Here is a 1,993-nt window from a genome sequence, read left to right on the forward strand (position 1 = left end):
CGATGTGTTTGCGGGAAAAAAATCGGCCCAGATCCGCGAAATTTTAATCAGCGAGTCAGCTTGGGAAGAAATGACCTGCTTATTCGCACCTTCCCTAGAGTGCAATATGGTGTGCCTGAATATAAAACTGGCTCAATACATACTTAAAAGTGGTAGTCGTTAGAACTAGACTGTTAATGATACAATTCTCCTGTTATTTTATTTTTATAAAAGGTCTCAAATATGCTCAAAAACAGATTTTCTTTATTGTGTCTTGCTGTGGCATCGTCACTTACTCTTACTGCTTGCGATGTAGTTGATGCTGCCTATGACGAGACTTTAAATGATAATGCACCCGAAATTGTAATAGCTGGAGGATTCAAAATTGATATCCAAGGTAATGCAGTTCCGGTTGAGGGATATGATAATTGCTCTTTGAATACTCTTCAGGGAAGCGTTGATACGGATAAATCAAATTGTATTGTTCTGGATAGAACACGTAAAAAAGTACCGGTTCTAGTTCATTTGTCATCCGGTCCCGTCAAAGAAGAATGGAAGATCGAGCACCAGGTTGAAAAAACCAAATCCGGCAAAAATTTCATCCAAACTCGTATGATTAGACCTGACGGTAACTTTGTAGTGCCTGCATCCTCAGAACGAGGGATCTTTAGTGGCAAACATTACAGTCAAGCCAGCTAAGTCAAGTCTATCCGTTCAAACAGAAAAAGGTTTCTTAAAAATGACGTTATCCGCTGCATTGCAAGGCACTTTTAAAGAGATGAGGAAAGACAATACAGTAGGCATCACAGTTCAAACTTGTTCAGATATTTTTGACAGCAATGTTCCTCCGGCTTATGTTTTCTGGCTTTATCGTCTCAAAGCGGGAGAAACTTTGCCGCGCGGAAGGTTCTTCAGAAAAAGAAAGCCAATCATCAATGTTATGGCAGTTGTTCATGATGCTGCATTCGAAAAATAACTGCGCTATCAGGAAAGTTACTTTTATGAACGTAATTGCAGCTGGAATTTTTTGCTTTATTTTTTACCCTACAGCTTTCGCTTATGCTTGTTATAAAAAGAGATGGCTAGAGTGGATTTTTCTTACTTTAATTATAATTTTTGCTTCTGCCATTTCGATTCAACAATACAATGAAGCGAATTTTGTAAGTGAGTTAAATTACCCTATGTTTATCTCCGCCATATATGGCCTGTCACTGGCATGGTTTCCTTTTCCGATTGCTTATGTTGTTCTGCGCTTCCTTCTTGATGATTTACAGCATGAGTACCCTAAACAGTGAGCAGATTTTAAGACTCATGAACAACATCGAAAGCACGAAACAGTCTGCACAAGGAAGATAAGGAGTATTCTTAGCAAGATATCTTTGTACCTGAAGACATAAAGCTGGCATCTTTTTCCTTATAGAGTGTATTATGATTAAGTAAATCCTTATCAAAGAATTAGAAAGTGAGGTCGTATGTCTGAAGCACTCAAATCGTTAAACAATATTCGTACTCTTCGCGCCCAGGGCCGCGAGCTGCCTTTAGAAGTACTTGAGGAAATCCTCGAAAAGCTTAATGTCATTGTTGATGAGCGTCGTCAGGAAGAATCATCCAAAGCTGCCGAACTGCAAGCTCGTCAGGAGAAACTTGACGCCCTGCGTAAGTTAATGGAAGAAGATGGTATCAACCCGGAAGAGCTGCTTGGCTCATTCCAGGCCAAATCTACGGCTACCAAGAAAAGCCGTGAACCACGCCCGGCCAAATACTCATTTACTGATGAAAATGGCGAAACAAAAACGTGGACTGGACAGGGCCGTACCCCCAAAGCTCTGGCAGAACAAATTGCAGCCGGTAAAAGTCTTGATGATTTCCTGATCTAACTTTTGCCACCAGTTTTGATAGAGGCCACTTCGGTGGCCTAGACTGGCCCCCTGAATCTCCAGACAGTTGGTATCACTTAAGTTAGTGATAGTCTTAATACTAGTTTTTAGACTAGTCGTTGGAGTCCGAATGATTG

4 protein-coding genes are annotated in these 1,993 nt (G+C 40.7%); all 4 read left to right on the forward strand.

Annotation, left to right across the window (positions count from 1 at the left end):
• Positions 1–222: 222 nt before the first annotated feature.
• The 4 genes from ACMWKA_RS25605 to ACMWKA_RS25620 all read left to right on the forward strand — a co-directional run bounded on the left by ACMWKA_RS25605 (position 223) and on the right by ACMWKA_RS25620 (position 1,856).
• The gene (locus ACMWKA_RS25605; protein ID WP_000916941.1) at positions 223–678 is read left to right on the forward strand and encodes a hypothetical protein; all 456 of its coding nucleotides are present in this window, start codon (positions 223–225) and stop codon (positions 676–678) included.
• On the forward strand, positions 650–955 hold the full coding sequence (locus ACMWKA_RS25610) for a hypothetical protein (protein WP_223152485.1): 306 nt from the start codon (positions 650–652) through the stop codon (positions 953–955). Before ACMWKA_RS25605 ends, ACMWKA_RS25610 begins: the two co-directional genes overlap by 29 nt.
• A gap of 25 nt (positions 956–980) precedes the next feature.
• Positions 981–1,274, forward strand: a complete 294-nt coding sequence (locus ACMWKA_RS25615) for a hypothetical protein (RefSeq protein ID WP_001100635.1) — start codon at positions 981–983, stop codon at positions 1,272–1,274.
• Between the two features lie 177 nt (positions 1,275–1,451).
• Entirely contained in the window at positions 1,452–1,856 is a 405-nt protein-coding gene (locus tag ACMWKA_RS25620; protein ID WP_001287391.1) for an H-NS family nucleoid-associated regulatory protein, read from the forward strand.
• Positions 1,857–1,993: the final 137 nt, after the last annotated feature.

Origin of the sequence: Enterobacter sp. 03-F-07-AD-ECC (genome assembly GCF_047530935.1) — a bacterium.
GTDB classification, from domain to species: Bacteria; Pseudomonadota; Gammaproteobacteria; order Enterobacterales; family Enterobacteriaceae; genus Enterobacter; species Enterobacter cloacae.